Source organism: Burkholderia sp. YHN3-13 (assembly GCF_055810675.1).
The window spans coordinates 77,355-98,840 of the sequence record NZ_JBVVNQ010000019.1 but is presented as its reverse complement, the minus strand read 5'-3'; the positions used below and the strand labels follow the sequence as shown (position 1 = coordinate 98,840).

General features: G+C 69.3%; 24 protein-coding genes, 1 other RNA gene and 1 riboswitch. Of the genes, 11 read left to right on the top strand and 14 right to left on the bottom strand.

Going from position 1 to position 21,486, the window contains the following annotated elements; all coding sequences use genetic code 11:
* Positions 1-75: 75 nt before the first annotated feature.
* Positions 76-825 carry a uroporphyrinogen-III C-methyltransferase gene (cobA, locus tag AC0KUR_RS31010; protein WP_473376834.1) on the top strand — a complete coding sequence of 250 codons (750 nt, stop codon included), beginning with the start codon at positions 76-78 and terminating at the stop codon, positions 823-825.
* Between the two features lie 122 nt (positions 826-947).
* Here cobA and AC0KUR_RS31005 read toward each other — a convergent pair whose 3' ends face one another.
* From AC0KUR_RS31005 to lptF, 3 genes are read right to left on the bottom strand one after another with little or no spacing between them, the layout of a single operon-like run.
* Positions 948-1,331, bottom strand: a complete 384-nt coding sequence (locus AC0KUR_RS31005) for a sirohydrochlorin chelatase (protein ID WP_059560410.1) — start codon at positions 1,329-1,331, stop codon at positions 948-950.
* A 27-nt stretch (positions 1,332-1,358) separates the two neighbouring features.
* Positions 1,359-2,507 (bottom strand): LPS export ABC transporter permease LptG, encoded by a 1,149-nt coding sequence (lptG, locus tag AC0KUR_RS31000; RefSeq protein WP_034186280.1) that lies wholly within the window; start codon positions 2,505-2,507, stop codon positions 1,359-1,361.
* Between the two features lie 3 nt (positions 2,508-2,510).
* Positions 2,511-3,602 carry an LPS export ABC transporter permease LptF gene (lptF, locus tag AC0KUR_RS30995; protein ID WP_034186279.1) on the bottom strand — a complete coding sequence of 364 codons (1,092 nt, stop codon included), beginning with the start codon at positions 3,600-3,602 and terminating at the stop codon, positions 2,511-2,513.
* A gap of 122 nt (positions 3,603-3,724) precedes the next feature.
* Between lptF and AC0KUR_RS30990 the strand changes: the two genes are divergently transcribed.
* The 3 genes from AC0KUR_RS30990 to AC0KUR_RS30980 are packed head-to-tail and all read left to right on the top strand — an operon-like array spanning position 3,725 to position 6,420.
* Positions 3,725-5,236, top strand: coding sequence for a leucyl aminopeptidase (locus AC0KUR_RS30990; protein WP_034186278.1), 1,512 nt, complete (start codon positions 3,725-3,727; stop codon positions 5,234-5,236).
* Between the two features lie 34 nt (positions 5,237-5,270).
* On the top strand, positions 5,271-5,687 hold the full coding sequence (locus tag AC0KUR_RS30985; RefSeq protein WP_021160787.1) for a DNA polymerase III subunit chi: 417 nt from the start codon (positions 5,271-5,273) through the stop codon (positions 5,685-5,687).
* A 25-nt stretch (positions 5,688-5,712) separates the two neighbouring features.
* Positions 5,713-6,420 (top strand): DUF2486 family protein, encoded by a 708-nt coding sequence (locus AC0KUR_RS30980; protein WP_034186277.1) that lies wholly within the window; start codon positions 5,713-5,715, stop codon positions 6,418-6,420.
* Positions 6,421-6,559: 139 nt separating this feature from the next.
* Here the strand turns inward: AC0KUR_RS30980 and AC0KUR_RS30975 are convergent, their stop codons facing one another.
* Together AC0KUR_RS30975 and ilvD are read right to left on the bottom strand one after the other, a co-directional pair.
* Positions 6,560-6,886, bottom strand: a complete 327-nt coding sequence (locus AC0KUR_RS30975; RefSeq protein WP_034186276.1) for a c-type cytochrome — start codon at positions 6,884-6,886, stop codon at positions 6,560-6,562.
* A 126-nt stretch (positions 6,887-7,012) separates the two neighbouring features.
* Positions 7,013-8,686, bottom strand: coding sequence for a dihydroxy-acid dehydratase (gene ilvD, locus AC0KUR_RS30970; protein WP_473376833.1), 1,674 nt, complete (start codon positions 8,684-8,686; stop codon positions 7,013-7,015).
* 134 nt (positions 8,687-8,820) lie between these two features.
* On the opposite strand from ilvD, the gene AC0KUR_RS30965 reads away from it, so the two are divergent.
* The gene (locus AC0KUR_RS30965; RefSeq protein ID WP_034186274.1) at positions 8,821-9,735 is read left to right on the top strand and encodes a LysR family transcriptional regulator; all 915 of its coding nucleotides are present in this window, start codon (positions 8,821-8,823) and stop codon (positions 9,733-9,735) included.
* A gap of 98 nt (positions 9,736-9,833) precedes the next feature.
* The gene (lgt, locus tag AC0KUR_RS30960) at positions 9,834-10,724 is read left to right on the top strand and encodes a prolipoprotein diacylglyceryl transferase (protein WP_034186273.1); all 891 of its coding nucleotides are present in this window, start codon (positions 9,834-9,836) and stop codon (positions 10,722-10,724) included.
* A gap of 106 nt (positions 10,725-10,830) precedes the next feature.
* Here the strand turns inward: lgt and AC0KUR_RS30955 are convergent, their stop codons facing one another.
* The 5 genes from AC0KUR_RS30955 to AC0KUR_RS30935 all read right to left on the bottom strand — a co-directional run bounded on the left by AC0KUR_RS30955 (position 10,831) and on the right by AC0KUR_RS30935 (position 13,209).
* Positions 10,831-11,571, bottom strand: coding sequence for an SIMPL domain-containing protein (locus AC0KUR_RS30955; RefSeq protein WP_034186272.1), 741 nt, complete (start codon positions 11,569-11,571; stop codon positions 10,831-10,833).
* Between the two features lie 181 nt (positions 11,572-11,752).
* Positions 11,753-12,214, bottom strand: coding sequence for an EVE domain-containing protein (locus AC0KUR_RS30950; protein WP_034178770.1), 462 nt, complete (start codon positions 12,212-12,214; stop codon positions 11,753-11,755).
* Between the two features lie 70 nt (positions 12,215-12,284).
* Positions 12,285-12,466, bottom strand: a non-coding RNA gene (ssrS, locus tag AC0KUR_RS30945) — 6S RNA.
* An 81-nt stretch (positions 12,467-12,547) separates the two neighbouring features.
* Positions 12,548-12,862 carry a cell division protein ZapA gene (locus tag AC0KUR_RS30940; RefSeq protein WP_011352906.1) on the bottom strand — a complete coding sequence of 105 codons (315 nt, stop codon included), beginning with the start codon at positions 12,860-12,862 and terminating at the stop codon, positions 12,548-12,550.
* On the bottom strand, positions 12,859-13,209 hold the full coding sequence (locus AC0KUR_RS30935; protein ID WP_034186271.1) for an ATPase: 351 nt from the start codon (positions 13,207-13,209) through the stop codon (positions 12,859-12,861). Before AC0KUR_RS30935 ends, AC0KUR_RS30940 begins: the two co-directional genes overlap by 4 nt.
* 154 nt (positions 13,210-13,363) lie before the next feature.
* Positions 13,364-13,615: riboswitch (cobalamin riboswitch) on the top strand.
* A 159-nt stretch (positions 13,616-13,774) separates the two neighbouring features.
* Here AC0KUR_RS30935 and AC0KUR_RS30930 point away from each other — a divergent pair.
* The 5 genes from AC0KUR_RS30930 to cobC all read left to right on the top strand — a co-directional run bounded on the left by AC0KUR_RS30930 (position 13,775) and on the right by cobC (position 18,037).
* Positions 13,775-14,773, top strand: coding sequence for a FecCD family ABC transporter permease (locus AC0KUR_RS30930; protein ID WP_473376832.1), 999 nt, complete (start codon positions 13,775-13,777; stop codon positions 14,771-14,773).
* Positions 14,770-15,585 carry an ABC transporter ATP-binding protein gene (locus AC0KUR_RS30925; protein ID WP_069705615.1) on the top strand — a complete coding sequence of 272 codons (816 nt, stop codon included), beginning with the start codon at positions 14,770-14,772 and terminating at the stop codon, positions 15,583-15,585. The genes AC0KUR_RS30930 and AC0KUR_RS30925 overlap by 4 nt, the downstream gene beginning before the upstream one ends.
* A gap of 61 nt (positions 15,586-15,646) precedes the next feature.
* Positions 15,647-16,702, top strand: coding sequence for a nicotinate-nucleotide--dimethylbenzimidazole phosphoribosyltransferase (gene cobT, locus AC0KUR_RS30920; RefSeq protein WP_473376831.1), 1,056 nt, complete (start codon positions 15,647-15,649; stop codon positions 16,700-16,702).
* On the top strand, positions 16,692-17,468 hold the full coding sequence (locus AC0KUR_RS30915; protein ID WP_034186268.1) for an adenosylcobinamide-GDP ribazoletransferase: 777 nt from the start codon (positions 16,692-16,694) through the stop codon (positions 17,466-17,468). The genes cobT and AC0KUR_RS30915 overlap by 11 nt, the downstream gene beginning before the upstream one ends.
* Positions 17,453-18,037, top strand: a complete 585-nt coding sequence (cobC, locus tag AC0KUR_RS30910) for an alpha-ribazole phosphatase (protein WP_069705613.1) — start codon at positions 17,453-17,455, stop codon at positions 18,035-18,037. The genes AC0KUR_RS30915 and cobC overlap by 16 nt, the downstream gene beginning before the upstream one ends.
* A 27-nt stretch (positions 18,038-18,064) precedes the next feature.
* Here the strand turns inward: cobC and AC0KUR_RS30905 are convergent, their stop codons facing one another.
* Genes AC0KUR_RS30905 through cobU form a run of 4 tightly spaced genes read right to left on the bottom strand, consistent with a single transcriptional unit; the run spans position 18,065 to position 21,483 of the window.
* Positions 18,065-18,982, bottom strand: coding sequence for a cobalamin-binding protein (locus AC0KUR_RS30905; protein ID WP_175027676.1), 918 nt, complete (start codon positions 18,980-18,982; stop codon positions 18,065-18,067).
* A complete protein-coding gene (gene cobD / locus AC0KUR_RS30900; RefSeq protein ID WP_473376830.1) occupies positions 18,979-19,998 on the bottom strand; it encodes a threonine-phosphate decarboxylase CobD in 1,020 nt (339 codons plus the stop codon). Before cobD ends, AC0KUR_RS30905 begins: the two co-directional genes overlap by 4 nt.
* A complete protein-coding gene (gene cbiB, locus AC0KUR_RS30895) occupies positions 19,991-20,935 on the bottom strand; it encodes an adenosylcobinamide-phosphate synthase CbiB (protein ID WP_473376829.1) in 945 nt (314 codons plus the stop codon). The genes cobD and cbiB overlap by 8 nt, the downstream gene beginning before the upstream one ends.
* Positions 20,929-21,483, bottom strand: coding sequence for a bifunctional adenosylcobinamide kinase/adenosylcobinamide-phosphate guanylyltransferase (cobU, locus tag AC0KUR_RS30890; RefSeq protein WP_034186263.1), 555 nt, complete (start codon positions 21,481-21,483; stop codon positions 20,929-20,931). Before cobU ends, cbiB begins: the two co-directional genes overlap by 7 nt.
* Positions 21,484-21,486: the final 3 nt, after the last annotated feature.

Here is a 21,486-nt window from a genome sequence, read left to right as displayed (position 1 = left end):
CGCGGCGAACCGCGCCGCCGCACGGCGGCGCGGGCCGCCCGCAAACGTCCGCAAGGACGAAGCGAAGCGACAAACATGGGCAAGGTGTATCTGATCGGAGCAGGGCCGGGCGCGGCCGACCTCATCACGGTGCGCGGCATGCGGCTGCTCGAGCAAGCCGACGTCGTGCTGCACGACGCGCTCGTCGAGCCGGCGATGCTCGACTACGCGCCGAACGCGCGAAAGATCGCGGTCGGCAAGCGCTGCGGGCAGCGCTCGACCGCGCAGCATTTCATCAACAAGCAGATCGTCGATGCGGCGCGCGAACACGCGTGCGTCGTGCGGTTGAAGGGCGGCGATCCGATGCTGTTCGGCCGCGCCGAAGAGGAAATGCGTGCGCTCGAGGCGGTCGGCATCGACTACGAGGTCGTGCCGGGCATCACCGCGGCGCTGGCCGGCGCCGCGACGCTGAAGCGATCGCTGACGTTGCGCGGTGTGTCGCGCAGCGTCGCGTTCGCGACGCACAGTCGCGCGCCGGGCAGCGACGAGATTCGCGAAGCCGCGCGCGCCGATTCGATCGTCTACTACATGGGCCGCGACAGCGCGCCCGGCATCGCGCAGGAGCTGATCGACGCCGGCCGGGCGCCGGCGACACCCGTCGCGATCGTCGAGGCGTGCAGCACCGTGCGCGAGCGCTCGCTGACGCTGACGCTCGCGCAGATGGCGGCGGGCGACGCGCAGGCGTGGCTCGATCCCGCCGAACCGAGCCTGCTGATGATCGGCGATGCATTCGCCGAGCGCGTGCGGCTCGCAAAAGACGGCGACGCGTTGCGCAGTGCCGCTTGAGTCGAGCGCGCGGCGCGGCCAAGCGAGGTAGCGATTGCTGCCGGATTGCCGCCGGTTCGCGGGCGTAAAAAAAGCGCCGGCTCTCGAAGCCGGCGCTTTTTTGTTTGGGGCGGCGGATTCGCTCAGGCGTCGTCGCCGAGCTGGCCGAGACAGTAGCGTGCGATCGCGTCGAGCACGCCGTCGTCTTCGCCGACGGCCGTCGCGCAGCGGATCTCGACCGCCGGATGCGCGGTGCGGCAGGCATCGACGAGCTGCGGCAGGTCGCGGCGGACATGGCCGCCCTGGCCGAAGAACACGGGCACCACGGTGATGCGCGTGCAGCCGGCGGCGACTTGCGCGGCAACGGCGTCGGCGAGCGACGGCGTCATCAGCTCGAGGAACGCGAGCGACACGCGCGGGGCAGCGGAGCCTGCGCCGCGCAGCCGCGCGGCGAGCCGCTCGAACGGCTCGGCCCAGCGCGGATCGCGGGCGCCGTGGCCGAACAGGACGATGCCGTGCGAACTCATGTCGATGCCTCCGTCGTCATGCGGCACTCAGTGCCGGTCGACCCACTTGAGCGCGAACAGGCCGAGCGCGAGATAGATCAGGCCCGGGGTCGCCGCGGTGAGCGGCGCGGGCCACGTGTTCAGCGTGCCGATGTGCGAGAACAGCGTGTTGAGCAGCTGGAAGCTCATGCCGAGCATGATGCCGCCGAACACCTTCACGCCGACCACACCCGCGCGCGTGTGCAGGTACGCGAACGGCAGCGACAGCACGAGCATCACGAACACCGCGAACGGATACAGCAGCTTGCGCCACAGCGCGATGTCGTAGCGCTGGGTGTCCTGCTGATTCTCGCGCAAGTGCTGGATGTAGCGGAACAGGTTGATGAGCGACATGCGCTCCGGCGACACGAGCAGCACCGACAGGATCTGCGGCGTCAGGTCCGAGCGCAGCCGGTATTCGGGCAGCGACACCTGCTGCGACCGGTACACGGGGTTCAGCGCGTCGGCCGGCTGGCCGCTGACCGGCTTGATCGGCGTGAGCTCCGTCTCGGTGACGCCCTTCAGCAGCCAGTGGCCGGGCGGCTCGTAGCGGCCCGTCTGCGCGATACGGACGTTCTGCAGCTGGAACTTCGAGTCGAATTCGTAGATGCGCACGTTGCTGATCGTCGAGTCGGGCGACAGGCTGCCGACGTTGACGAAGCGCGTGACCTGCTCGCCGTTTTCGCGGGCCGCGAGCGTGTCCTTCACCCACACGCCCGACTGGAAGTTCGACGATACCGATGCGCCGAGCGCCTGCAGCCGCACGCGTTCGGACAGCTGGTCGGCGTACGGGCCGACGAATTCGCCGATCAGGTAGGTGACGATCACGAGCGGCACGCCGATTTTCAGCAGCGAGCGCAGCGCCTGGTTGGTCGCGAGGCCCGACACGCGGAAGATCGTGAATTCCGAGTTCGCGGCCATCTGCGCGAACACGTAGATCGCGCTGATCAGCGCGGCGACCGGGATGATCTCGTAGAAGCGCGACGGCGTCTGCAGCGCGACGCGCAGCACCGCGTAGCCGAACTTGTAGTTCCCGTGCCCGACCGAGTTCAGTTCGCTGATCAGGTCGAAGAAGAAGAACAGGCCCGAGAACGCGAACAGGATGAAGATGAACGTGACGTAGATCTGTCGCGCGAAGTACTTTTCATAGAGCCGCATCGATCATGCTCCCGAGCGGCCGAACAGCGCGCGTGTCAATAACGGACGATTGCGCACGCGCAACCAGAAGATGAACGCGACGATCGCCGCGACGACCAGGTGCAGGCCGACGAGGCCCACGCCGAACGACATCTTGCCCTGCTCGATCTGCGCCTGCACGACGTTCAGCAGGTTCGAGTAAGTAAGGTAGATCAGCACGGCCATCACGAGGTTGATCGTGCGGCTGCGTCGCGGGTTCTGGTACGACAGCGGAATGCCGAGCACCATCAGGTTGATCGCGATCAGCGGCAGCCCCGCGCGCCACGCGAATTCCGCGAGGTTGTCGCGCGTCGGGTTGCGCAGCAGGTCGGGCGTCGGCGTGCTGTTGGTGGTCGGCACGTTGGTGACCGGGGTGCTGGTGATCTTCACGCCGTAGCGCTCGAACTCCATGATCTTGAAGTTCGGCTGGCCGGGCGTGCCGTCGTAGCGGCGGCCGTCTTCCAGGACGACGAAACGGCTGCCGTCGCGCGTCTCCGTATGACCCGTCTGCGACACGACCACGTTGACCTTGCCGTTCTCGGTCGACGTGACGAACACGTTCTGCACCTTGCTCTGGTCGGGCGTCATCTTCTCGATGAAGAACACGCGGTGGTTCGCGGCCGACTCGCGGAACTGGCCCGGCGCGAGCAGCGAGATCTCGTCGCGCTGCTGGAAGCGTGCCTTGATCATCTTGCTCTGCTGGTTCGACCACGGCCAGCCGACGAACGCGAAGAAGGCGATCAGCAGGACGATCGGCGTGGCGAACACGCCGATCGGCTTGATGAGGCGCGTGAGGCTCACGCCCGACGCGAGCCACACCACCATTTCGGAGTCCCGGTACCACCGGGTCAGCACGAACAGGATCGACACGAACAGCGTGACGACGAGCATCACGGCGAGATAGCCGATCACGGTCAGGCCGATCAGCACGAGCACGTCCCGCGGATCGATTTCACCGGACGCGGCGTAGCCGACGATGCGGATCATCATCGTCGTGAGCATGATCGTGAGCAGCACCATGAACACGGCGCCAGCCGTATACGCAAGCTCGCGCTGGAGGGAGCGTTCGAAGATCATTCTTGATGAGAAGAGGGCGGGAGGCGGCGCACGCGTGGTGGAGCGCTCGCGCCGCCACGGGAAAAATAGCGGATAATTGCGGCTTTCATCCTTAGCCCAGATTTTATCCGAGGACAAGCGCGATGGACTTTAGCATAAAAGGCTGTGATTGGAGCAAAGGCGAGGCCAAGGGGTTCCTGACCGGGAAGTCCGACTGCATCGTGCTCGGCATCTTCGAGGCGCAGACGCTTTCGGGCGCGGCGCTCGACATCGACACGGCCACCAAGGGGCTGATTTCGCGCATGGTGAAGGCCGGCGACATGGACGGCAAGCGCGGCAAGACGCTGTTCCTGCACGAAGTGTCGGGCATCGGCGCGTCGCGCGTGCTGCTCGTCGGCCTCGGCAAACAGGATGCTTTCAATCAGAAAGCCTATAACGACGCGGTGACGGCCGCGTGGCGCGCGCTGCTGGCGACCAAGGTCGTCCAGGTCACGTTCTCGCTCGCGCAACTGCCGGTCGACGAGCGCAGCTCCGACTGGGGCGTGCGTGCGGCGATTCTCGCGCTGCGCAACGAGACCTACCGCTTCACGCAGATGAAGAGCAAGCCGGAACCGGCGTCGCACACGCTCAAGCGCGTCGTGTTCAGCGTCGACCCGGCCGACGAGAAGGCCGCGAAGGTCGCGGTCAAGCAGGCCGTCGCGCTCGCGAACGGGATGGATCTGACCCGCGACCTCGGCAACCTGCCCGGCAACGTCTGCACGCCGACCTACCTCGGCAACACCGCGAAGAAGATCGCGAAGGATTGGGGCCTGAAGGCCGAAGTCCTCGGGCTCAAGCAGATCCAGGCGCTGAAGATGGGCTCGTTCCTGTCGGTCGCGCGTGCGTCGGTCGAGCCGCCCCAGTTCATCGTGCTGCACTACCAGGGCGCCGCCGCGAAGGCCGCGCCGGTCGTGCTGGTCGGCAAGGGCATCACGTTCGACACGGGCGGCATCTCGCTGAAGCCGGGCGAGGGCATGGACGAGATGAAGTACGACATGTGCGGCGCCGGCTCCGTGCTCGGCACGATGCGCGCGGTCGCCGAGATGGGGCTGAAGATCAACGTCGTCGCGATCGTGCCGACCTGCGAGAACATGCCGGGCGGCAACGCGACGAAGCCGGGCGACATCGTCACCAGCATGAAGGGCCTGACGATCGAAGTGCTGAATACCGACGCCGAAGGCCGCCTGATCCTGTGCGATGCGCTCACGTATGCCGAGCGCTTCAAGCCGGCGGCGGTGATCGACGTCGCGACGCTGACGGGCGCGTGCGTGATCGCGCTGGGCGGCCACAACAGCGGCCTGTTCTCGACCGACGACGCGCTCGCGGGCGAACTGCTCGACGCGTCGCGCGAGGCGAACGATCCGGCGTGGCGCATGCCGCTCGACGACGAGTACCAGGACCAGCTGAAGTCGAACTTCGCGGATCTCGCGAACATCGGCGGGCGTCCGGCCGGCGCGGTGACGGCCGCGTGTTTCCTGTCGCGCTTCACCGACAGCTACCCGTGGGCCCACCTCGACATCGCGGGCACCGCGTGGAAGGGCGGCGCGGCGAAGGGGGCGACGGGCCGTCCGGTGCCGTTGCTCGCGCAGTTCCTGATCGACCGCGCCGGCCAGTGATGGCGGTGCAGACGACGATGCGGGTACGCGGGCAATGACGCGGATCGATTTCCACTCGAACGTCGGCGATTCGCTCGCGTACGCGTGCCGGCTGCTGCGCAAGGCCTACCAGGCCGGGCAGCCGGTCGTCGTGCTCGCCGAGCCCGCGCGCCTGCGCGCGCTCGACGAGCGGCTCTGGACGTTCTCGCCGCTCGATTTCATCCCGCATTGCGGCGTCGACAGCGAGCACGCAGCCGGCACGCCGATCGTGCTGGCGGCCGATCTCGACCGCGCGCCGCATCACCACGTGCTGCTGAACCTCGGCGCGGCCGTGCCCGCGCAGTTCGCCCGCTTCGAGCGTCTGCTCGAAGTGGTCGGCAATGCGCCGGACGAGCTGGCCGCGGGCCGCGACCGCTACCGGTTCTACCGCGACCGCGGATACGCGCTGAACAACTACAAGCAAGGCAGCTAGCCGCAACCGTCGACGGAGTGTTGCCGTGACACAAGCCGATTCATCCTCGATCCCGACGCTGACCGACGTGCTGGTGCCGGGCAAGCCGGTGCCGGCGCGCGCGTCCGCGCCCGGCGCGCCGCAGCCGCACGAGCGCACGGCGATTCCGGTGCTCACCGACGTGATCGCACCGGGCGATGCCATGAAAACCGGGGCCGACCCCGAAGCCGTCGTGGTCGAGCCGGTGCCGACGCCGCACGTGCCGGCGATCGCGTTGCCGGGCGACGTGGCAACGGCCGAGGCGGCCGCGATGGGCGAAACCGATGCGCCGGCCGAAACCGGCGCCACGGAGCATGTGGTCGCCGAAGACACGGCGGCGATGAATGCACCGCTGCGGTCGTCGCTGGCCGACGACACCGTGCCGCGGCACGCGCTCGCCGCGATGGCGCACGAAGCGGCCGGACCGGCGCCTGAAACGGCGATGCCGGATGCCGCCGCGGCAGCAGGGCTGACGCCGGAGGATGCGCAGCACATCGCCGAGCGCCTGCGCAATCGGCTGACGAACTATCTGACCGGAGCGGGTCGCGACGCGATCGAGGAACGCTGTCGCGACGCGCTGCATGAGCATTCGGCCTGGCTCGTCGGGCAGGTCACGCGCGAGGTGGCGCTCGCGCTGGAGACCGAGGTCATGGACTGGGTCCGCGACGCGGTCGATGAAGAGATCGCACGCCGCCGCGCCGGCCATTCCGGCTGAACGCGCGGTCGCTCCGCGGCGGGAAAGAGGGCGCGGTCCCGGCAAGTGCCGGTAAGGTGGCCGTCAAGGCACCGGCCGGTGCAGGGCCGCCTGACGGCAACGCGCGGCACAACGGCGACCGGTGTCCGGGGCATCCGGATCAGCGCACCGACAGCACCCATTGCGCGAGCGTATGGGCTTCGGTATTCGTCAGTTGCGTATTGGCGGGCATCGGCACGCTGCCCCATACGCCGACGCTGCCTTTCACGATCGATTGGGCCAGGTAGTCGACGGCGTCGCCGCGTGCCGCGTACTTGCCGGCGATATCGTGGAACGACGGGCCCATCAGCGGCTTGCTCACCGCGTGGCAGGCCATGCAGTTCTTGCGCTGCGCCAGCGCGAGCCCGTCGGCCTGGTCGGCACGCGCGGCGGCCGCGCCGCCGGCCAGCAGCGTCACGAGCAGCGCGCGCAATATCGTCTGTTTCATGCGGTTCTCCGCCGGCGGGGACAGCCGGCTTCATGGTCCGCGCATTATAGAAGCAAAGGGAAGGCGCGTTTTGCGCGTTCCCCGGCGGCCGTGCCTGTGGGGGCCGCATGCCGCGACGCGCTCACGTCACCCCGTAACGGCCCCCTGGTTCGCCGGCCGGGCGAGCGCCGCGAATTTCGCGAGCACGCCGCGCGTATAGCGGGGCGCCGGCTGGCGCCACGCGGCGCGGCGGCGTGCGAGCTCCGCGTCGTCCACATTCAGCTGCAGCAGCAGCCGGTGCGCGTCGATCGTGATCGAGTCGCCTTCCTGCACGAGCGCGATCGTGCCGCCGACGAACGCCTCCGGCGCGACGTGGCCGACCACCATCCCCCAGGTGCCGCCCGAGAAGCGGCCGTCCGTGATGAAGCCGACCGATTCGCCGAGCCCCTTGCCGATGATCGCGGAGGTCGGCGCGAGCATTTCCGGCATGCCGGGGCCGCCCTGCGGGCCGAGATAGCGCAGCACGAGGATGTCGCCCGCGCGGATCCGGTCGCCGAGGATCGCATCCATCGCGCTCTGTTCGTCGTCGAACACGCGGGCCGGGCCGGTGATCACCGGGTTCTTCAGGCCGGTGATCTTCGCGACCGCGCCGTCTTCCGCGAGATTGCCCTTCAGGATCGCCAGGTGGCCTTCCTGGTACAGCGCGCGGTCGATCGGGAAGATCACGTCCTGGTCGGCGCGCGGCACGCTCGGCACGTCCTTCAGTTCGTCGGCGATCGTGCGGCCGGTGATCGTCATGCAGTCGCCGTGCAGCAGCCCCGCGTCGAGCAGGATCTTCAGCACCTGCGGAATCCCGCCGGCGCGGTGCAGGTCGGTCGCCACATACTTCCCTGACGGCTTCAGGTCGCAGATCACGGGCACGCGCTTGCGGATGCGCTCGAAATCGTCGATCGTCCAGTCGACCTCGGCCGCGTGCGCGATCGCGAGATAGTGCAGCACCGCATTGGTCGAGCCGCCCGTGGCCATGATCACCGACACGGCGTTCTCGATCGCTTCCTTCGTGATGATGTCGCGCGGCTTCAGGTCGCGCTTCACGGCCTCGACGAGCACCCGCGCCGATTCGGCGGCCGAATCGACCTTCTCCTGGTCGGGGTTCGCCATCGTCGACGAATACAGCAGCGACATGCCGAGCGCCTCGAACGACGAACTCATCGTGTTCGCGGTGTACATGCCGCCGCACGAGCCCGACGTCGGGCACGCGTTCTTCTCGACCCCTTCGAAGTCCTCCTGCGACATCCGGCCCGCGGTGAATTCGCCGACGGCCTCGAACGACGACACGATCGTCAGGTCGCGGCCCTTCCAGTTGCCCGGGCGGATCGTGCCGCCGTACACGTAGATGCCCGGCACGTTCAGGCGCGCGAGCGCGATCATGCCGCCCGGCATGTTCTTGTCGCAGCCGCCGACCACCACCACGCCGTCCATCCATTGGCCCTGCACGCAGGTCTCGATGCAGTCGGCGATCACCTCGCGCGACACGAGCGAGTACTTCATCCCCTCGGTGCCCATCGACATGCCGTCCGAAATCGTCGGCGTGCCGAAGATCTGCGGATTCGCGCCGGACGCCTTCACGGCGTCGACGGCCGCGTCCGACAGGCGCTGCAAGCCGGAATTGCATGGCGTGATCGTCGAATGGCCGTTCGCGATGCCGATCATCGGCTTGTCGAAATCGTCCTTCTGGTAGCCGAGTGCGTAATACATCGAGCGGTTCGGCGAACGGGCCACGCCTTGCGTGATGTGCTTCGAGCGACGGTTGTACGACATGGGGGGCTCCATCGTTGTGTGGGCGTCGCTCGTGAGGGCGCGCCGGTTTGGGTCAATCAAGAATGGAGTTTCCGGATTGGGATGTCCAATATATTATTTGTCGCCTATTAAGTCTTTTTGCGAATGAGTCAAGCATGGCCGATCCGACACCCGACTTGCGCCAGTGGCGTTATTTTGCGACCGTGGCCGACGAACGCCATTTCGGCCGCGCGGCCGAGCGCCTGTCGATGACGCAGCCGCCGCTGTCGCAGGCGATCCGCGCGCTCGAGGACGCGCTGGGCGTCGCGTTGTTCGTGCGCACCAAGCGTTCGGTGGCGCTGACGGCGGTCGGCGCGGCGCTGTTGCCCGACGTGCGTCGGCTGCTGGCATCGGCCGATGCGCTGCCGCCGCTCGCGCGGCGGCTCGCGCGCGGCGAGGCCGGCTCGCTGTCGCTCGCGTTCGTGTCGACCGCGGATTACGGGCTGCTGCCGTCGCTGCTGCGCGCGTTCGGCGCACGCTATCCGCAGGTGCGTCTGCAGCTCGCGGAGGCGACGAGCGACGTGCAGATCGATGAACTCGTCGCCGGGCGCATCGACGCGGGGCTCGTCATTCCACCGGTGCCGCCGCGCCACGCAGCCGGCCTGTCGTACCTGCCCGTGGTGCGCGAGCCGCTGGTGGTCGCGATGCCCGCCGCGGCATCCGATGCGGCCGAAGACGTGCCCGTGCACCTCGCCGAAGTGGCCGCGCTGCCGCTCGTGATCTTTCCGCGCCGTTTGGCGCCCGGCTTTTATGACATCATTACGGGCTGCTACGGCGCGGCGGGGGAAACCCCGCGCATCGGCCAGGAGGCGATCCAGATGCAGACGATCGTCAGCCTCGTGTCGGCCGGCATGGGCGTCGCACTGGTGCCGCAATCGCTGCGTAACCTGCGGCGCACCGGTGTGGTCTACCGGCCGCTTGCCGGGCACGCGCCGGTCGTCGAGACCGGCCTCGTGTGGCGCACGGGCGACGTGAGTCCCGTGCTGGCCGGCTTCATCGACGTCGTGCGCGCGCACGGCCCCGCCGCGTGACGTGAACGATGGCGCGCCGGTGCCGTCCAATGCGCGGTGCCGCGTAGTGCTGCGCAGCGCGACTGCCGTACCGCATTCGAAAACTTCTTCGCTAACCCATGATCATTCACCCGAATTTCGACCCCGTTGCGATCCATCTCGGGCCGCTGGCCGTGCGCTGGTATGGCCTCATGTATCTCGTCGGCTTCATCGCGGCGATCGTCGTCGGCCGGATCCGCCTGAAGCTGCCGCATGTCGCCGCGCAGGGCTGGACCGCGAAGGACATCGACGACATGATGTTCTACGGCGTGCTCGGCACCGTGCTCGGCGGCCGGCTCGGTTATGTGTTGTTCTACAAGGCCGATTTCTATTTCTCGCATCCGCTCGACGTGTTCAAGGTGTGGGAGGGCGGCATGTCGTTTCACGGCGGCTTCCTCGGCGTCACGCTCGCGATGATGCTGTTCGCGTGGCAGCGCAAGCGCCCGTGGCTGCAGGTCACCGACTTCGTCGCGCCGATGGTGCCGACGGGGCTCGCGGCCGGGCGCCTCGGCAACTTCATCAACGGCGAGCTGTGGGGCCGCGTGACCGACCCCGCCGCACCGTGGGCGATGCTGTTCCCGGGCGCGATGCGCGACGACGCGGCCTGGCTGCCGAAGCATCCGGCGCTCGTCGAGCAGTGGCATCTCGCCGACGTGTTCATGCAATACCAGATGCTGCCGCGCCATCCTTCGCAGCTCTATGAAATCGCGCTCGAAGGCATCGCGCTGTTCTTCGCGTTGTTCTTCTTCGCGCGCAAGCCGCGGCCGATGGGCGCCGTGTCCGCGCTGTTCCTGATCGGCTACGGCCTCGCCCGTTTCACGGTCGAGTTCGCGCGCGAGCCCGACGACTTCCTCGGCCTGCTTGCACTGGGTCTGTCGATGGGGCAGTGGCTGTCGCTGCCGATGATCCTCGCGGGCGTCGCGCTGATGGCCTGGGCGTATCGCCGCCGTGCGGCGAACGCCGCCGCGTAATGTGAAATCGATGCGCGCGCAACCGTCGCGCATCGGTAATCTGCAGGCGCATAAAAAACGCCGGCCCTCGGGCCGGCGTTTTTCGTTTCCGACAACGCGTGGCGCGTTACTTCATCTGCACCGAGCCGTTGACGGTAACCGACACGGTCGCCTTGCCGCCTTCGACCGCGATCGGCGCGCTCATCTTCGCGCTGTCCATCGGCGCCGCGGCCATCGCCATCATGCGCGGGTACGGCTGCACGTTGCGGCCGCTGCCGACGTTCACGTCGCGAATCGTGTAGCTGCTGTAGCCGAATGCCTTCGCGGCTTCGTCCGCGCGTGCGCGGAACGACTTGATCGCCTCGGTCGTGAGCTTCTGCTCGGCCGTGCGCTGCGCTTCAGGCGACAGCGAGAACTCGACGTTCGCGACCTGCATCAGGTTCGACAACTGGCCCGCGAGCTTCGACGCCGCGGCGAAATCGCGCGATTCGAGCGCCACCTCGGTACGGCCGCGCCACGCGGAAATCTTGCCGTCGCGATCGGTGCTCGGATACACGGAGAATGCACCCGTGTGCGCGGTGACGCCCGACACGCCCTTTGCCTGCGACAGCGCCGCGTCGGCGCGCTGGTTCAGCTGCGCCGTCAGGCTGCCCGGATCCTTGGCCTGCTGCTCGTAGAACAGCGTGATGTGGATGATGTCCTGCGGAACGTCGGCGCTGGCTTGCGACGACAGCGACAGCACGCCTGCCGGCTCGGGGAAATGCGGGTTGGCGGTTTGCGCGTGCGCGGCCGGCGACGCGAGCGTCAGCGCGACGGGAACGGCGGCGGCGAGGGCGAGCGACAGCGCGAGAGCGGATTTCTTGGTCATTGTTGGACTCCTTGTGCGAGGGCGCGCACGCGGATCACGCGTGCACGACGCGGGCGTACCGCGCGACGAAATGAACGACGGCCGGCCCGATCGGCCGACAGCGGTTGCTTAGGCTGCGCAAAAGTGCCGCGAGTTCCGTGCCGGCCGCGCGTGCTGACCAGATTTGACCTTTGGCGCGCGCCTACTTCATCAGCTTTTCGGTGATGAAGCGCCATTCGGCGCGCGTCACGGGTGTGATCGACAACCGGTTGCCCCGGGCCAGCACGCGCATGTCGGCGAGTTCGTCGTGTTCGCGCAGTGCGGCAAGCGGCACGAGCGGCGACTTCTTCACGTAGCGCACGTCGACGAGCAGCCAGCGCGGCGCTTCCTGCGTCGATTTCGGGTCGTAGTAGGGGCTTTTCGGATCGAACTGCGTGGGATCGGGGTAGGGTGTCGACGACACTTCGGCGAGGCCCGCGATGCCCGGCTCGGGGCAGCTCGAGTGATAGAACAGCACGCCGTCGCCGATCTTCATCGTGTCGCGCATGAAATTGCGCGCCTGATAATTGCGCACGCCGGTCCACGGCAGCGAGCGCTGCGGAGCGTTGGCGAGATCGTCGATGCTTGCTTCGTCCGGTTCGGACTTCATCAGCCAGTATTGCATGGATCGTGATCGACGCAGAAAGGGCTGCTACAAAAGAAAACGGCACCGGGACTCGCCCGATGCCGTTGGATAGGCCCCCGCCTTGGCCGCTAGGCCGGCATCCTGAACCTGGGGTTCAGAATTGGTCGCAGTTAGCAGCACTTCGGGTACATCAGACAGAGTGACGCGCGCGCCCGTGCTACAAATTTCCGCAACCGTGCACATGGCATTGGTTCAAGGAATATATGACCTTGGCGAACCAGGCAGGGAAGCTGACTGAACTGTGATTCGATGCGCCAATTTGACCACCGTTGACCGCCGAGATCAAGGGGAATCGACGCATCGTTTGAAACGTTACTGCGTCTCGTGCTGTGCGAGCACCGCGCCGAGCTGTTCGTTCATCTGGTGCATTGTACGACGGATTTCCTCCGCCGGAAATGCTTCACCGTGCCGCACGCTCGTTTGCAGCCGCAGCAATTCCGATGCGAGCGACAGCGCCGCCATCACCGCAATGCGATCGGTGCCGCGTACCGAACTGTTCGAGCGGATTTTCGACATTTCGGCGTCGACGCGCGCGACGGCCTCGAGCAGTGCCGCTTCGGTCTCGGCCGAACAGGCGAGCCGATAGGCCTGACCGAGAATCGAGACTTCGATCTGCTTGGTGCTCATGCATGTTCTCCGTGGCTGGCCGCGTCATCGCCATCCGGGCGTGCCTGCGCATCCAGCAGGTCGAGCTGGTTGTCGGCTTGCTCCGCGCTTTTCGAGCGCGGCAGCTTTTCGAGAATCGCGTTCAGTTTCACCTGGGCGTCGTCGATCTTTGCCGACAGCGTGTCGCGCTCGGCCGCGAGCGCATTGCGTTCGTCGCGCAGTGCCGCGAGTTCCGCGCGGACCGTGTCCGCTTCCGCGCGCAATTGCGCGACCTGCTCCTCGAGCGCGAGCCGTTCCGCGTGATAGCGCTTGTTCAGCGAAATCAGACGGCCAATATTTTGAGATAAGGTTTCGAGTTCGTTGAGCATTTGCTGCGTCCTCTAAAGACCCAGCATTTTAGCGCGGAATAACGCGCAATCCGACATCTGTAACGTTTCCAGTCGTAACACCCCGGCTTCTTGCCGCGAATCGGTGCTTCCCGTGCGTGTCCGGATGCTTCCTTGACGCTCGCGCGACCGGCTCCTAAACTGGCGCCGCCTCGGTGCTCGCGCGTGGCACGCGCGGTTAAACGGGAAGCAGGGCGTGCGCTCCGGGAGCGTGCCAACCTGCGCTGCCCCCGCAACGGTAAGCGGCCGCGTCCGTCGACGCAGGCCGGCTCGGGCGCGTTTTGCGTGCAGGTGTCGCACGCGGGCGCGGGCCACTGCGCGTGAAACGCGCGGGAAGGCGAGCCGGACCGCCGCCAGCCCGGATACCGGCCGAGACGGGAAGCCCGCACGGGTTTCATGACGCGCGGCCTGCGGGGAGGCGGGGCGCGCAACGCTTCACGGAATGTTCTTCGATGCTGACCCCAATCGTCCGCGCGGCGTCCCCGTCACGTCCGGCCGGCCACCTCGAGCGGATGCGCCGCGCATCATGCGCGCGGCCGTGCACGGCATGAGCGCCGCGCGCGCCGCCGCGATCTGGGCCGCGCTGGCCGCCGTGGTCGCGCTGCTGTTCGTCGCGTCGCTGTCGATCGGCAGCGTGCCGATGTCGCCGTGGCAGGCGCTCGCGTCGTTCGTCCCGCATGGCGGCGACGCGCTGTTCGCCGAGATCGTCCGCACGCTGCGTCTGCCGCGCGCGCTCGCCGGCTTCGCGTGCGGCGCGCTGCTCGCGCTGGCCGGCGCGCTGTTACAGGTGTTGCTGCGCAACCCGCTTGCGGAACCGTACGTGCTCGGCGTGTCCGGCGGCGCGGCCGGCTTCGCGCTCGTCGCGATGATTGCCGGCGGCGCATGGTGGCTCGTCGACGCGTCGGCATTCGCCGGTTCGCTCGTCTCGGTCGCGCTCGTGCTCGGTCTCGCGCGCCGCGCGTTGTGGCGCGGCGATTCGCGCGACGCGTCGCCGCGCCTGCTGCTCACCGGCGTCGTGATCGCGGCCGGGTGGGGCGCGCTCGTCACGCTGTTGCTGTCGCTCGCTCCCGATGCGCGGCTGCGCGGCATCATCTTCTGGCTCACGGGCGACCTGAACGGCGTGACGGCGCCCTGGTTCGCATGGGGGGCGCTGTTGCTGGCCGCATGCGTCGCGCTGCCGGCCGCGCCGCAACTGAACGTGCTGCTGCGCGGCGACGCGACCGCGCAGGCGCTCGGCGTGCCCGTCGCGCGCCTGCGCGTGCGGATCTATCTCGTCGCGTCGCTGGCGGCCGCGGCCGCGGTGACGACGGCCGGCACGATCGGCTTCGTCGGCCTCGTCGTGCCGCATGCGCTGCGGCTCGCGTTCGGCAACGACCAGCGGATGCTGCTGCCGGCCGCGATGCTCGCGGGCGGCGGCGGCGTGATGGCGGCCGACCTGCTCGCGCGCACCGCGATCGCGCCCGCGCAGTTGCCGGTCGGCGTGATGACCGCGTTGATCGGCGTGCCGGTGTTCCTGTGGATGTTGTTGAGGAGGCCGATGCGATGACGGATGCCGCACTGCACGCGGGCGGCGGCGAGCTGCGCTGCATGGCCGTCGACCTGACGCTGAAGGCCGGCGCGCGCACGTTGCTCGACGGGTTCACGCAGGCGTTTCGGCCCGGCGAGATCTGGTGCGTCGCGGGGCCGAACGGCGCCGGCAAGACGACGCTGCTCGCGACGCTCGCGGGGTTGCAGCCGCCGGCCGGCGGACAGGTCGAGATCGACGGCCGGCCGCTGGTCGCGTGGCCGCCCGGGCCCCTCGCGCAGCGTCGCGCGCTGATGCCGCAGCAGCTGCACGACGCGTTCAGCGCGACGGTGCTCGACACGGTGCTGCTTCACCGCTATCCGTATCTCGGCGGCTGGGGCTGGGAGCGCGACGGCGATCGCGCGGCCGCGTACGACGCACTCGCGACGTTCGATCTGACCGCACTCGCGTCGCGCGATGTATTGTCGCTGTCGGGCGGCGAGCGGCAGCGGGTCGCGCTGGCCGCGACGCTGTGCCAGGATGCGCCGCTGATGCTGCTCGACGAACCGCTCGCGCATCTCGACCTGCATCACCAGATCGACTGCCTGACCGCGCTGGGCGCATGGCTCGACCGGGGCCCGCGCACGGTGCTGTTTTCGTGCCACGACCTGAATCTCGCGCGGCGTTTCGCGACGCACGCGTTGCTGCTCGACGGCCGCGGCCGCGCGTCGGCCGGCCCCGTGCACGACGTGCTGACGCCCGAACGCGCGAGCGACGCGTTCGGCTATCCGCTCGTGCTGATCCGCGAGAACGGCCGCGATGCGTTGCTGCCGGCATGGCCTGCGCGACCATGACCTTTCCTTTTCCGATTCCTCCGATGCGCGGCGCGTGCCGCGCCAACGACACGGCTTCCCGATGACGACTTCGACCCCCTTCCCGCCCGCGATCGCGCCGCTCGACGACGCGCTGCGCACGCGCCTGCAGCATGTGATCGACCACAAGACCAAGCCGCCGGGCAGCCTCGGCCAGCTCGAGGCGCTCGCGCTGCAGATCGGCCTGATCCAGCATACCGAGCGACCGGTCGTGCAGCGCCCCGTGACGATCGTGTTCGCCGGCGATCACGGGATCGCCGCCGAGGGTGTCAGCCCTTATCCGCAGGCGGTGACCGCGCAGATGGTCGCGAATTTCCTGGCCGGCGGCGCGGCGATCAACGCGTTCTCGGGCGTCGCGCAGAGCGCGCTCGAGATCGTCGATGCGGGCGTCGCGTCGCCGTTGCCGCTGTCGGACCGGCTGGTGTCGCTGCCGGTCGCGCGCGGCACGCGCAACTTCGCGGCGGAGCCGGCGATGTCGCGCGACGAGGCGATGACGGCGCTCTCCGCCGGCGCGGCGCGCGTGCGCCTGCATGCATCGCTCGGCACGAACGTGATCGGCTTCGGCGAGATGGGGATCGCGAACACGTCGTCGGCCGCGTGCCTGATGAGCCGCCTCCTCGACGTGCCGGTCGACGCATGCGTCGGACGCGGCACGGGCCTCGACGACCAGGGGCTCGCGCACAAGCGCGCGGTGCTCGGCCGTGCGCTCGTCAAGCATTCGCATGCGATCGCGCCGCTCGACGTGCTCGCGACGTTCGGCGGTTTCGAGATCGCGATGATGACGGGCGCGTATCTCGCGGCCGCGAGCGAGCGTATGACGATTCTCGTCGACGGCTTCATCGCGACGGCCGCGCTGCTCGTCGCCGAACGCATCGTGCCCGGCGTGCGCGACTACTGCGTGTTCTCGCATACGTCGAACGAGGCCGGCCACCGGCGCATGCTCGAGCATTTCGGCGCGAAGCCGCTGCTCGCGCTCGACCTGCGGCTCGGCGAAGGCACGGGGGCGGCGCTCGCGCTGCCGCTCGTGCGCGCGGCGGCGGCGTTCCTCAGCGAGATGGCGAGCTTCGAGTCGGCCGGCGTCGACAATCGTGACGCCTGATCGCGTGCGCGGCGTGCGGGCCGAACTGCGCTACTTCTTCGTCGCGCTCGGCTATTTCACGCGCGTGCCGGTGCCGCGTTCGATCGGCTACGCGGCCGGCGATCTCGACCAGGCCGCGCGTTATTTCCCGCTCGTCGGCGCGTGCGTCGGCGCGTGGGGCGCGCTCGTCTATCTCGCCGCGCTGCGGGTGCTGCCCCCGTCGATCGCGGTCGGGCTGTCGATGGCGGCAACCCTGCTTGCGACCGGCGCGTTCCACGAGGACGGCCTCGCCGACAGTTGCGATGCGTTCGGCGGCGGCTATACGCGCGACGACGTGCTGCGCATCATGCACGACTCGCGGATCGGCACGTTCGGCGCGGTCGCGCTCGTGATCACGCTCGGCCTGAAATGGCAGGCGCTTGCGTCGATGCTGCCGCTGCGCGCCGCATGGACGATGATCGCCGCGCATGCGGCGAGCCGCGCGGCGGCCGTGAGCCTGCTGATGACGCTCGACTACGTGCGGCCCGAAGGCAAGGCGAAGCCGGTCGCGCAGCGGATGGGCGGTCGCGCGGCGTGCGTCGCGGCGGTATTCGGATTGCCCTGGCTGTTCTGGCCCGACTGGCGCATGGGCGTTGCCGTGTGCGCGGCGCTCGTGCTCGTGCGCGCATGGGCAGCCCGCTATTTCGTGAAGCGGATCGGCGGTTATACGGGCGACTGTCTCGGCTTCGCGCAGCAACTGTGCGAACTGGCGATCTATCTCGTGGTGCTCGGATGGACGTCGTCCTGATCCGTCATCCGGCCGTCGATATCGAGCCGGGCATCTGCTACGGGCGCAGCGACGTGCCGCTCGCCGCGCCTGCCGACGCCGGCGCGCGGGCCGTGCGTGCGCATCTGTCGGCGCTCGGCGCGCCGTTGCCCCGACAGGTCTGGACGAGCCCGTTGACGCGCTGCGTATCGGTTGCCGAGCGGCTCGCGCAGGTGTTCGACGTGCCGCTGCGGTGCGATGCCGACTGGCAGGAGATGGATTTCGGCGCATGGGAAATGCAGCGCTGGGACGATATCGATCGCGCGGCGCTCGATGCATGGGCGGCCGACCTGATGCATGCGTGTGCGCACGGCGGCGAAAGTGTCGCGCGGCTCGTCGAACGGGTGGCACGGCGGGCCGATGCGCTTGCGCGGTTCGACGAACCGCAATGGGTCGTCACGCATGCGGGCGTGATCCGCGCGTTCGCGTCTCACGTATTGCGGGTCCCCCTCGAGACGCTGCTGTCGCGGCCGGTGCCGACGGGCGGAGGTGTCTGGCTGCGGGCGGACCACGGCGCGCGAGCATGGGAAGTCATGCACTGGAGCGCATAGGCGCGCAATGCGCCGGCGGCGCGTGACTCAGCGCGCCGGCCGCCGCGCACGCGCGGCATCGAGATCCTCGCACAGCGCGGCCGCGCCCTGTGCGATCCGCGGCGACGGCCGCGTCAGCAGATCGCCGTCGATCGCGAACAGGTTGTTGCGCGTCACGGCCGTCAGCGCGGGCCACGCGCGCCAGCGCGCCAGGCTCGGCAGCGGTTCGTTCGAACGGGTCGCGCCGGCGCTCGTCGTCACGATCGCTTCCGGATTGGCCGCGAGCACGGCCTCGTCGGTGACGGTCGGTGCGAGCGGCTTGAGCGATGCGAACACGTTGCGGCCGCCGCATAGCTCGATCACCTCGTTGATCAGGTGTGTGCCGTTGAGCGTCGTCAGCGGCCGGTCCCAGACCTGGAAGAACATCGTGACGGGCGCGCGCGCCGCGTAGCGTGTGCGCAGTGCCGCGATGTCGCGCGTATAGGCGGCCGCGGCGACATCGGCCGCCGGCTGCGTGCCGAGCAGCGTGCCGAGCCTGCGCAGCGACGACGACACGTCGTCGAGATGCTTCGGTTCACTGAAGAACAGCGGGATATGCAGCGCACGCAGCGCGTCGGTCTGCCGCTCGGCGTTGCCGTGCCGCCAGACGACGATCAGGTCGGGTTTGAGCGCGGCGATCCGTTCGAGGTCGAGCGCCTTGTTGTCGCCGACGCGCGGCACCGCCTGCGCGGCGGGCGGATAGTCGCTGTACGTGACGGTGCCGACGAGCTTCGCCCCGCCGCCGGCCGCGTAGACGAGTTCGGTCGCGTGCGGCGCGAGGCTGATCACGCGTTGCGCGGCGGCCGGCAGCGTCACGGTGTTGCCGGCATCGTCGCGTGTGGAGACATCGGCTCGGACGAGCGGCGCGTGCGCAAGCGCGGCCAGCATCGCGACCGGCGCCCATCGGCGACATTTGCGCGGACTCATGCGGAGGCCTGTTGCAGCAGCGGCACGCAGTGCGCGAGCGCGTCGCCGAGGCGCCGCCATTCGGCTTCGCTGCCCGGCAGGCCGACGCGTAGGCTCGACGGTGCCGGGAAGTGCCGCGTCCAGATGCCATGCGCCGCGAGCGCCGCGTGCAGTGCCGCGGCGCGCGGGTCGTCGGTCCAGCTGAAGAGCGGCGTTGCACGAACCGCGAAGCCGTGTGCGCGCAGCAGCGCGGCCAGTCGTTCGCCGTCGGCCGCGAGCCGTTCGCGGGCGGCAGCCTGCCACGCGCGATCGTCGAACGCCGCGGTCACGGCATGACGTGCAGGACCGCCGACCGTCCACGCGCCTAGCATGTCGCGCAGCGCGGCGATCCGTTCCGGGCACGCGAGCACGAAGCCCGCGCGGATGCCGGCGAGCCCGTAGAACTTGCCGACCGAGCGCAGCACGACGAGCCCCGGGCGATCGACCTGCGGCGCGAGCGATTGCGACGCACCCGTATCGGCGAACGCCTCGTCGACGATCAGCGTGCCGCCGCGTGCCGCCAGTTGCGCATGCCAGCCGAGCAGGCGCTCCGCCGGCACGAATTCGGCGGTCGGATTGTTCGGATTCCCGACCATGACGTGGCGCAGCGTTGCCGGCAGCGTATCGGTGCCGATGTCGAGCGGCACGACGCGATGGCCGTGCCGCGCGAAGGCGGGCGCGTATTCGCCGTACGCGAGCGCCGCGACACCGGCGTCGCCGGCCGGCAGCAACGCGGGCAACGCGCGGATCGCGGCCTGGCTGCCGGCGACCGGCAGCACGTGTGCGGGATCGGGCGCGCGGTAGTACCGCGCGGCGCAAGCCGCGAGGCCGTCGCCGTCGTCGGGCAGCCGCCGCCATGCGTCGGCCGGAACCGGCGGCACCGGATAGCCGACCGGATTGATGCCGGTCGACAGGTCGAGCCAGGCGTCGTACGGAATGCCGTGGCGGCGGGCGGCTTCATGCAGGTTGCCGCCGTGCGCGATGGGGGTATCAGACATGATGGGCGGCCATGGCGAGTGCGCCGCTCGCGACCAGCAGCGCGAGCCACAGGGCAAGCGTGCGCGTGACGAGCGACAGCGCGGCGACGATGTGAAGGGCGGTGGCCGAGGCGCCCGTGCCGAGCGCCGGGCGATCCTCGATCTCGCCGTGATAGACGGCCGGACCGCCGAGCTGCACGTTCAGGCTGCCGGCGCCCGCTGCCATCACGGGGCCCGCGTTCGGGCTGTCCCAGTGACGCGCCTGCGTGCGCCAGCAGTGCCATGCGGCGGCCGTGTCGCCGAGCAGTGCGTAGCTCGCGGCCGTGAGGCGGGCGGGCAGCCAGTTCAGCGCGTCGTCGAGACGCGCGGCGGCCCAGCCGAAGGTCAGGAAGCGCGGCGTGCGGTAGCCCCACATCGCGTCGAGCGTGTTCGCGAGCCGGAACAGCAGCGCGCCGGGACCGCCCGCGACGACGAACCAGAAGAGCGCGCCGAAGATCGCGTCGTTGCCGTTCTCGAGCGCCGATTCGACGGCCGCGCGCGACAGCGCGCCTTCGTCCGCGTCGCTCGTGTCGCGCGACACGATGCGGGCGGTCAGCGTGCGGGCGGCGGCGAGGTCGTGCCGCAGCAGCGCGGCGGCGATCGGCGCGACATGGTCGGCGAGGCTCTTCGCGCCGAGCGCGAACCACAACAGCGCGACGTGCAGCGCGGCCGCGAACGGCCACGGCAGCACGGTGACGAGCCATGCCGCGACGGCCACCGGCGGCACGACGGCCGCGATCCACGCGGCGACGCCGACCATGCGGCCGCGCCGGCCCGTGTTCAGCGCGCTTTCGAGGCGTGCGGCGAGGCGGCCGAACGCGACGAGCGGATGCCAGCCGGCCGGCTCGCCGAGTGCGCGGTCGACGATCGCGGCCGCGACCGCGAGCATCGCGACGACGGGCAGCGACAGCATCAGCATGACGATGCTCCGGCCTTCAGGTCGAGCGGCAACCCGGCGACGAGCAGCGTCACGCGCGTCGCGAGCGCGGCAACGCGCTGGTTCAGGCGCCCGAGTTCGTCGACGTAGCGGCGCGTGACCGACCCGAGCGGCACGACGCCGAGCCCGATCTCGTTGCTGACGACGATCACCTTCGCGCGTGCGCCGCGCAATGCGTGCTCGAGACGGTCGGCCTGGGCCGCGTACTGCGCATCGTCGAGCGGTGCGCCGTCGGCCGGGCACAGCAGGTTCGTGAGCCACAGCGTCAGGCAGTCGACGAGCAGGCACGCGTGCGGATCGTCGAGCCGCGCGAGGGTGCCCGCGAGATCGACGGGGGCATCGGCGAAGCCCCAGTCGGCCGGCCGGCGCGCGCGGTGATGCGCGATGCGCTGCGCGAATTCGGCATCGGCGGCGATCGCGGTCGCGATGTAGGTGACGGGGCGGCCGCTGTCGGCGGCGAGCCGCTCGGCATGGGCGCTCTTGCCCGAGCGCGCGCCGCCGAGGACGAAGGTGAGGTCGTGCGGAATCATCGC

Bases quoted from the DNA above. Each gene is read 5' to 3' on its own strand.
- cobA (WP_473376834.1), top strand. From the start codon at position 76: ATGGGCAAGGTGTATCTGATCGGAGCAGGGCCGGGCGCGGCCGACCTC.
- AC0KUR_RS31005 (WP_059560410.1), bottom strand. From the start codon at position 1,331: ATGAGTTCGCACGGCATCGTCCTGTTCGGCCACGGCGCCCGCGATCCG.
- lptG (WP_034186280.1), bottom strand. From the start codon at position 2,507: ATGCGGCTCTATGAAAAGTACTTCGCGCGACAGATCTACGTCACGTTC.
- lptF (WP_034186279.1), bottom strand. From the start codon at position 3,602: ATGATCTTCGAACGCTCCCTCCAGCGCGAGCTTGCGTATACGGCTGGC.
- AC0KUR_RS30990 (WP_034186278.1), top strand. From the start codon at position 3,725: ATGGACTTTAGCATAAAAGGCTGTGATTGGAGCAAAGGCGAGGCCAAG.
- AC0KUR_RS30985 (WP_021160787.1), top strand. From the start codon at position 5,271: ATGACGCGGATCGATTTCCACTCGAACGTCGGCGATTCGCTCGCGTAC.
- AC0KUR_RS30975 (WP_034186276.1), bottom strand. From the start codon at position 6,886: ATGAAACAGACGATATTGCGCGCGCTGCTCGTGACGCTGCTGGCCGGC.
- ilvD (WP_473376833.1), bottom strand. From the start codon at position 8,686: ATGTCGTACAACCGTCGCTCGAAGCACATCACGCAAGGCGTGGCCCGT.
- AC0KUR_RS30965 (WP_034186274.1), top strand. From the start codon at position 8,821: ATGGCCGATCCGACACCCGACTTGCGCCAGTGGCGTTATTTTGCGACC.
- lgt (WP_034186273.1), top strand. From the start codon at position 9,834: ATGATCATTCACCCGAATTTCGACCCCGTTGCGATCCATCTCGGGCCG.
- AC0KUR_RS30955 (WP_034186272.1), bottom strand. From the start codon at position 11,571: ATGACCAAGAAATCCGCTCTCGCGCTGTCGCTCGCCCTCGCCGCCGCC.
- AC0KUR_RS30950 (WP_034178770.1), bottom strand. From the start codon at position 12,214: ATGCAATACTGGCTGATGAAGTCCGAACCGGACGAAGCAAGCATCGAC.
- AC0KUR_RS30940 (WP_011352906.1), bottom strand. From the start codon at position 12,862: ATGAGCACCAAGCAGATCGAAGTCTCGATTCTCGGTCAGGCCTATCGG.
- AC0KUR_RS30935 (WP_034186271.1), bottom strand. From the start codon at position 13,209: ATGCTCAACGAACTCGAAACCTTATCTCAAAATATTGGCCGTCTGATT.
- AC0KUR_RS30930 (WP_473376832.1), top strand. From the start codon at position 13,775: ATGAGCGCCGCGCGCGCCGCCGCGATCTGGGCCGCGCTGGCCGCCGTG.
- AC0KUR_RS30925 (WP_069705615.1), top strand. From the start codon at position 14,770: ATGACGGATGCCGCACTGCACGCGGGCGGCGGCGAGCTGCGCTGCATG.
- cobT (WP_473376831.1), top strand. From the start codon at position 15,647: ATGACGACTTCGACCCCCTTCCCGCCCGCGATCGCGCCGCTCGACGAC.
- cobC (WP_069705613.1), top strand. From the start codon at position 17,453: ATGGACGTCGTCCTGATCCGTCATCCGGCCGTCGATATCGAGCCGGGC.
- AC0KUR_RS30905 (WP_175027676.1), bottom strand. From the start codon at position 18,982: ATGAGTCCGCGCAAATGTCGCCGATGGGCGCCGGTCGCGATGCTGGCC.
- cobD (WP_473376830.1), bottom strand. From the start codon at position 19,998: ATGTCTGATACCCCCATCGCGCACGGCGGCAACCTGCATGAAGCCGCC.
- cbiB (WP_473376829.1), bottom strand. From the start codon at position 20,935: ATGCTGATGCTGTCGCTGCCCGTCGTCGCGATGCTCGCGGTCGCGGCC.
- cobU (WP_034186263.1), bottom strand. From the start codon at position 21,483: ATGATTCCGCACGACCTCACCTTCGTCCTCGGCGGCGCGCGCTCGGGC.